At 67.9% G+C, this 7,655-nt stretch carries 7 protein-coding genes; 6 read left to right on the forward strand and 1 reads right to left on the reverse strand.

Annotated elements, in window-relative coordinates:
• The first annotated feature begins 119 nt into the window (after positions 1-119).
• The 5 genes from ABZU53_RS27940 to ABZU53_RS27960 all read left to right on the forward strand — a co-directional run bounded on the left by ABZU53_RS27940 (position 120) and on the right by ABZU53_RS27960 (position 5,848).
• Complete coding sequence (locus ABZU53_RS27940; protein ID WP_355068471.1) at positions 120-1,760, forward strand: ABC transporter substrate-binding protein; 1,641 nt, start codon at positions 120-122, stop codon at positions 1,758-1,760.
• Positions 1,761-1,909: 149 nt separating this feature from the next.
• Positions 1,910-2,836: an ABC transporter permease gene (locus tag ABZU53_RS27945; protein ID WP_354855372.1), complete on the forward strand. Its 927-nt coding sequence runs from the start codon at positions 1,910-1,912 to the stop codon at positions 2,834-2,836.
• On the forward strand, positions 2,829-3,788 hold the full coding sequence (locus tag ABZU53_RS27950) for an ABC transporter permease (RefSeq protein ID WP_355068473.1): 960 nt from the start codon (positions 2,829-2,831) through the stop codon (positions 3,786-3,788). Before ABZU53_RS27945 ends, ABZU53_RS27950 begins: the two co-directional genes overlap by 8 nt.
• 25 nt (positions 3,789-3,813) lie before the next feature.
• Complete coding sequence (locus tag ABZU53_RS27955; protein ID WP_354855394.1) at positions 3,814-4,842, forward strand: ABC transporter ATP-binding protein; 1,029 nt, start codon at positions 3,814-3,816, stop codon at positions 4,840-4,842.
• Positions 4,835-5,848, forward strand: coding sequence for a dipeptide ABC transporter ATP-binding protein (locus ABZU53_RS27960; RefSeq protein ID WP_354855374.1), 1,014 nt, complete (start codon positions 4,835-4,837; stop codon positions 5,846-5,848). Before ABZU53_RS27955 ends, ABZU53_RS27960 begins: the two co-directional genes overlap by 8 nt.
• 134 nt (positions 5,849-5,982) lie before the next feature.
• Here ABZU53_RS27960 and ABZU53_RS27965 read toward each other — a convergent pair whose 3' ends face one another.
• A complete protein-coding gene (locus ABZU53_RS27965; protein ID WP_354855375.1) occupies positions 5,983-6,372 on the reverse strand; it encodes a chorismate mutase in 390 nt (129 codons plus the stop codon).
• A gap of 313 nt (positions 6,373-6,685) precedes the next feature.
• On the opposite strand from ABZU53_RS27965, the gene ABZU53_RS27970 reads away from it, so the two are divergent.
• Positions 6,686-7,655 (forward strand): UvrD-helicase domain-containing protein (locus ABZU53_RS27970; protein WP_355068474.1); only part of this gene is annotated, 970 nt, incomplete at its 3' end.

Raw genomic sequence — 7,655 nt, forward strand, 5'->3', positions numbered from 1 at the left:
TGTCCCCAACTTCCCTGTGGTCCCGGCGACCCCCGCCCCGGGGTGGTCGGGCGGTGTCACCCCCAAAACGTGCGTGAAACCCACGACGGAACCAGGTTAGAAAGAGGAGGCCCCTCGGAATGAGAGTCTCGAAGCGGGCGACGAGCGCGATCGCGCTCAGCGCGGCTGCCGCGCTTGTCGCGAGCGGTTGCTCGAGCGGTGACGGCGACGGCGACGCCGCCGCCAGCAAGGATGGCGCGATCGTCATCCACGGCGTCCAGCCGGAGAACCCGCTGGTTCCGTCGAACACCACGGAGACCGGCGGTGGCAAGGTCATCGACTGGCTGTGGACCGGCCTGGTCGAGTACCCCAACGACGGTGGGGCCCCGCGCAACGCGCTGGCCGAGTCCATCGACACCAAGGACTCCAAGGTCTTCACGATCAAGATCAAGAAGGGTACCAAGTTCCACGACGGTACCGAGGTGAAGGCGAAGAACTTCGTCGACGCCTGGAACTGGGCGGCGTACTCGCCGAACGGCGCGCAGAACGGCTCCTTCTTCTCGGACATCGCGGGCTTCGACAAGACCTACACCGAGGACCCGGACGGCCCGGACGGCCCGCAGAAGGCCCCGACCCCGACGGCCGACAAGCTCTCCGGCCTGAAGGTCATCGACGAGCAGACCTTCGAGGTCACCCTCGCCGCCCCGACCGCGGTCTTCCCGACCAAGCTCGGCTACAGCGCGTTCATGCCGCTGCCGGACGTGTTCTTCACCATGAAGCCCGAGGAGTTCGGCAAGAAGCCGATCGGCAACGGCCCGGTGAAGTTCGTGTCGTGGCAGGACAACGTCCTCATCAAGCTGACTCGTTTCGACGACTACAGCCTGCGCGACAAGATGAAGATCAAGGACGTCGACGTCAAGCTGTACCAGGACGAGACGGCGGCCTACGCCGATCTGCTGGCCAACAACCTTGACTTCATGGAGGTTGTCCCCACCTCGGCGCTCGCCGGCGACAAGTGGAAGACCGACCTCGGCGACCGCGGCCTGAACACCGTCACGCCGTCGACCGCGTTCATCGCGTTCCCGATCTACGACAAGCGCTTCCAGAACCCGAAGCTGCGTCGCGCGGTGTCGCTGTCGATCAACCGGCAGGAGATCTCGGACAAGATCTTCTTCGGTACCCGCAAGCCGGCCGACAGCTGGGCGAACCCGCTGACCCCGGGCGCCAAGCCGGGTAACTGCACCGCCTGCAAGTTCGACCCGACCACGGCCAAGCAGCTGCTGACCGAGGCCGGCGGCTTCACCGGTGAGATGGTCTTCTACTACAACTCGGACTCCAGCCACAAGGACTGGATGGACGCGGTTGCGCAGCAGGTCAAGACCAACCTCGGCATCGACGCGCGGGCCGAGGGCATCCCGACCTTCGCGGTGTTCCGCCAGAACATCAACGCCCACAAGATGACCGGCCCGTACCGTGCCGCCTGGCAGCAGGACTACCCGGACGTGGAGAACTGGGTCAACCCGCTCTACGTCAAGGGTGGCTCGTCCAACGACGGCCTGTACAGCAACCCCCAGGTCGACACCCTGGCCAAGCAGGCCAGCGCCGCGCCGAGCCTGGAGGCCTCGCACGAGGCGTTCGCCAAGGCCGTCGAGGTTGTCGACCAGGACGTCCCGAGCATCCCGGTCTACTTCTACGGCCAGCAGTCCGGCCACTCGGAGAAGATCAAGAAGCTCGAGCTGAACAACGTCGGCGAACTCGACATCACCTCGGTCGAGCTCTGATCCGAACGGTCTGACCCCGGGTCGGGCTCGCCACATCCGGTGAGCCCGACCCGGGGCCGTTCCGCGAGTGGGTGCCACAGCACTCCACTCGCCACGTTGTCACCACCGTGTCGGCCGTCCGACGCGCCCCCTGTCTGGAGGACCACCCCATGGGCCGTTATCTGTTGAGACGGCTGCTCCAACTCGTGCCGGTCTTCATCGGCTCGACCTTCCTGATCTACTGGCTCGTCTGGTCCGTCCCGGGCGACCCGTTCGCCGGCAAGTGCGGCGAGCGCCGCTGCCCGGACCAGTACGTCGCGTACATGACCGAGAAGTACCACCTGGACCAGAACGTCTTCGTGCAGTACGGCAACTACATGAAGAACCTGCTCCAGGGCGACTTCGGCCAGACGTTCTCGCAGCGCGACATCGGCGGCATCATCGCCACGGCGTACCCGAACACGCTCAAGCTGGCCCTGGTCGCGCTCGCCATCGAGGCCGTGATCGGCCTCGGCGCCGGCATCCTGACCGGTCTGCGCCGCAACGGCTTCCTGGACAACCTGGTCCTCGTCTCGACCCTCTTCCTGCTCGCGCTGCCGGTGTTCGTCGTCGGCTTCGTGCTGCAGTGGCTGCTGGGTGTGCAGTGGGGCATCGTCAAGCCGACCGTCTCGTCCGAGATGCGATTCTCCGAGCTGATCGTGCCGGGCTTCGTGCTCGGTAGCGCGTCGGTGGCGTACATCGCCCGGGTGGCCCGAACGAGCATCGCGGAGAACCGCCGTGCCGACTACGTGCGCACCGCCATCGCCAAGGGCCTGCCGATGCGCCGGGTCGTGGGTGTGCACCTGCTGCGCAACTCGCTCATTCCGGTCGTCACCCTGCTCGGCACCGACCTCGGCGCCCTGATGGGCGGCGCGATCGTCACCGAGGGCATCTTCGGCATCAACGGAATCGGCCGCGAGGTCTACCGCGCGATCGTCACCAAGGAAAGCGCTACCGTGGTTGGCATCGTGGTCGTACTGGTGGTCGTCTATCTGCTGATGAACCTGTTGGTCGACCTGCTCTACGCCGCCCTGGACCCGAGGATCCGTTATGAGTGACCCAAGCACCGCATCGATTGTCAGCACCCCTCCCGCACAGGTGACGGACACCCCGGCCACCTCCGGGCCGCAGGGCAACGAGAAGCCGCGTGGTCTGCTCGGTGACGCCTGGCGGGACCTGCGCCGTAAGCCGCTGTTCTGGATCTCGACGACGATCATCGTCATCTTCCTGTTGATGGCGGCCTTCCCGTCGCTGTTCGCCCCGGGCGACGCGGTCAACGGATCGCTGTCGCGCAGCCTCAACAAGGCGTCCGGCAACGCGTGGTTCGGGTACGACCTGCAGGGCCGGGACGTCTACGCCCGGGTCATCTACGGCGCGCGTGCCTCCATCGTGGTCGCCGTGCTCTCCGTGGTCGGCACCCTGCTGATCGGTGGTGCCATGGGCATCATCTCCGGATACCTCGGTGGCTGGGTCGACACGATTCTCAGCCGGGTCGCGGACGTGTTCTTCGGAGTGCCGTTCGTGCTCGGCGCGATCGTCATCCTGACCACGTTCAACGGTTCGGGCAGCAGCAACAGCAAGGCCGAGATCATGGGCCTGGTGATCATCTCGCTGATCGTGCTGAGCTGGCCGGTCGTGATGCGGTTGATGCGTTCCTCGGTGCTCTCCACCAAGGAGGCCGACTACATCGTGGCGGCGCGTGCGCTGGGTGCCGGCAGCGGCCGGATCATCCTCAAGCACCTGCTGCCGAACTGCCTGGCCCCACTGCTGGTCTACGGCACGATCATGGTCGGCTCGTTCATCGGCGCCGAGGCAACCCTGTCGTTCCTGGGTGTCGGCCTGAAGTCGCCGGTGGTGTCCTGGGGCATCATGATCAGCGAGGGTAAGGATTTCATCCGGGTCGCGCCGGGGCTCGTGTTCTTCCCCGCCGCATTCCTCGTCGCCGCGGTGCTGAGCTTCGTGATGCTCGGTGAAGCGGTCCGCGAGGCTCTCGATCCGAAACTCCGCTAGGGGAGATCCAGTGTCCGACATTCTCGTGTCTGAGCAGTCCGCGCCGGGATCCGGCGGGTCCGGGCGCCCCTCCGGCCGGCTGCTCGAGGTCGACGACCTGCGGGTGGAGTTCCGTACCCGGGACGGCGTCGCAAAGGTCATCAACGGGGTCACGTACCACGTCGACGCGGGGGAGACCCTCGCCGTGCTCGGCGAGTCCGGCTCCGGTAAGAGCGTCACGGCGCAGACGATCATGGGCATCCTCGACACGCCCCCCGGCTTCGTCACCGGTGGGCGGGTCCGCTTCCACGGAAAGGACATGCTCCGCATGTCCGCCGAGGAGCGCCGCCGTATCCGCGGTGAGGGCATCGCGATGATCTTCCAGGACGCGCTCTCCGCCCTGAACCCGGTCTTCACCGTCGGGTTCCAGATCGCCGAACAGTTCCGGGTTCGGCGGGGTCTGGGTCGCGCGGAGGCCAAGAAGCGCGCGATCGAGATGCTCGACCAGGTCAAGATCCCGAACGCCAAGGGCCGGTTCAACAACTATCCGCACCAGTTCTCCGGCGGTATGCGGCAGCGCGCGATGATCGCGATGTCGCTGGCGCTCGACCCCGAGGTGCTGATCGCGGACGAGCCGACCACCGCGCTCGACGTGACCGTGCAGGCCCAGATCATGGACCTGCTCGCGGAGCTCCAGCGTGAGCGGCAGATGGGCATGATCCTGATCACCCACGACCTCGGCGTGGTCGCCGACGTCGCCGATCGGATCGCCGTCATGTACGCGGGCCGGATCGTCGAGGAAGCCGACGTGTACGACCTGTACGCCAAGCCGGCGCACCCGTACACGCTGGGTCTGATCGACTCGATCCCGCGTCTGGACGAGAAGGGGCAGCAGCTCCGGACGATCAAGGGCCTCCCGCCGAACCTGATGAACATCCCGCCGGGCTGCCCGTTCAACCCGCGCTGCCCGATGGCGCAGCCGGTGTGCCGGGAGAAGGTCCCCCCGCTGCTCCAGGTGGGCCCCGCCCGGGCCAGCGCCTGCCACTTCGCCGAGGAGCTGGTGAACCGTGTCTGAGAACATCCTCGAGGTCCGTGACCTGGTCAAGCACTACCCCGTCACTCAGGGTGTGGTGTTCAAGAAGACCGTCGGTCAGGTCAAGGCCGTCGACGGGGTCTCGTTCGGTCTGCGGGCCGGCGAGACGCTCGGTGTCGTCGGCGAGTCCGGCTGCGGCAAGTCGACCCTCGCCCGGGTTCTGATGAACCTGGAGAAGCCGACCGCCGGCAGCGTGGTCTACAAGGGCCAGGACATCTCCAAGCTCTCCGGTGGGGCGCTGCGTCGACTGCGTCGGCAGATCCAGCTGGTCATGCAGGACCCGTACACCTCGCTGAACCCGCGGATGACGGTCGGTGACCTGATCGGGGAGCCGTTCGAGATCCACCCGGAGGTGGCGCCCCGGGGCAGCCGTCGGGCCAAGGTCCGCGAGCTGCTCGACCTGGTCGGGCTCAACCCGGAGCACATCAACCGGTACCCGCACCAGTTCTCCGGCGGTCAGCGTCAGCGCATCGGCATCGCCCGCGCGCTCGCGCTGCGGCCCGAGGTGATCGTCTGCGACGAGCCGGTCTCGGCGTTGGACGTCTCCATCCAGGCCCAGGTGATGAACCTGCTGGAGAAGCTGCAGACCGAGCTGGGGCTGTCGTACATCTTCATCGCCCACGACCTGTCGGTGGTCCGCCACCTGTCGGACCGGGTGGCGGTGATGTACCTCGGCAAGATCGTTGAGATCGGCACCGAGGACGAGATCTACGAGCGGCCGACCCACCCGTACACCCAGGCGCTGCTCTCGGCGGTGCCGGTTCCGGACCCGACCCAGCGGAACAACAAGACGATCATCCGGCTCACGGGTGACGTGCCGTCGCCGATCAGCCCGCCCTCGGGCTGCCGGTTCCGGACCCGCTGCTGGAAGGCGCAGGAGGTCTGCGCCGAGCAGGTCCCGCTGCTGGAGATCCGGCGCGACTCGGACCACCCGAGCGCCTGCCACTTCGCGGAGCGGCGCGAGATCGTCGCCACCCACGAGGTGTGAGTCACCGGAACCGCCTGCCGACGTCACCACGACGGACGGCAGGCGGTTTCGTCTGTCCGGAGCCCTCTGAGCGGTTCGCCACGCTCCCGCACCGCCGGTCGGTGACGACCGCACCGGCGGCCCACCGAGGCGCCTCAGAGCGGCCCGCGGCCCGCGCGCAGCAGCAGCAGCGCCAGTTGGGTGCCGTCGGCGCCGAGCGCGAGCCGGAAGCGCTCCAGGATGTCCCGTTCGCGGGAGAGCACCAGGCGGGTTCCACCGGAGGCCATCCGGGTCGCCCCGACCTCCTGTGACAGCGCGGCCCGCTCCTGCCAGAGCGCGATCAACGCGTGGTCGATCTCGTCGATCCGTTCTCTGATCTGCACGATCCGCGCAGCGGCGGTCGGCTCCACGGTGCCGGTCCGTGCCTCGGACGGGTCGCCGGTCCGCACCGAAGGCACCACCTCCGGCACGCTCCCGCTCGCCGACGGCTGTCCCGCCTCCGGTCCGGCCGGGCCACCGTTCTGCTCCACCACGTCTGTCATCATCGGGTACCTCTCGCGCTGTGGTGCCCGGTGCCCGGAACCCGGGACGAAAAAGCCCCGGACTCCAGGAGCCCGGGGCTTTTCGCAGGTCTGTCGATCAGGCGCGACCTACGGCAGCCGGACTCCCGGTGCCGTAGTAAAAGTAGTAGCGCGCAGCGATCACGCCGTCGAGTATGCCCACGCCGGTGGCCGGCGCGCAAGGATTCCGGCGCAAAAGGGCGGCCCGGCCGTGTGCTCCAGGCGCAGGCACGGCGACCCGGCCTGGCGGACGGCGCGGTCGGGAAGTGTCCGGCTGGCGGCATAGACTTGGTGCGCGATGCATCCTCTCTTCGACATTCCCGCGTCCCCGCCCGCGCCGGAGTCCGCGCCGGCCCGTCCGCACCGGCCCGGGTCGGCCTCCGTCCGCCTCGATCCGCAACAGCTCCTCGCCGGGCTGAACGGGCCGCAGCGCGACGCCGTCAGCCACGCCGGTTCCCCGTTGCTGATCGTGGCCGGCGCGGGGTCGGGCAAGACCCGGGTGCTCACCCACCGGATCGCCTACCTGCTCGCCGCACGGGACGTGCATCCCGGTGAGATCATCGCCATCACCTTCACCAACAAGGCGGCCGGCGAGATGAAGGAGCGGGTCGCCGCGCTGGTCGGCCCACGGGCCCGACTGATGTGGGTGTCGACGTTCCACTCGGCGTGCGTCCGCATCCTGCGCGCCGAACACGAGCACGTCGGCCTCAAATCGACGTTCTCGATCTACGACGCGGACGACTCCCGCCGACTGATGCAGCTGGTCACCCGCGAGCTGGATCTCGACCCGAAGCGCTACCCGGCGCGTGGTCTGGCCGCCCAGGTCTCCAACCTCAAGAACGAGCTGGTCGACCCGGAGCAGTTCGCCGCGCGGGCCAGCGGGCCCAACGAGCGGGCGCTCGCCGAGGCGTACACGCTGTACCAGCGCCGGCTGCGCGAGGCGCACGCGCTGGACTTCGACGACCTGATCATGACGACGGTGCACCTGCTCCAGTCCCACCCGCACGTCGCGGAGAGCTATCGGCGGCGGTTCCGGCACGTGCTGGTGGACGAGTACCAGGACACCAACCACGCCCAGTACGTCCTGATCAAGGAGCTGGTCTCCGGCACCGACGGGCTGGAGCCGGCCGAGCTGTGCGTGGTCGGTGACGCCGACCAGTCGATCTACGCGTTCCGGGGCGCGACGATCCGCAACATCCTGGAGTTCGAGCGGGACTTCACCGACGCGCGGACGATCCTGCTGGAGCAGAACTACCGCTCCACCCAGA

The sequence above is a fragment of the Micromonospora sp. NPDC005194 genome, from assembly GCF_040608335.1.
Lineage (GTDB): Bacteria > Actinomycetota > Actinomycetes > Mycobacteriales > Micromonosporaceae > Micromonospora.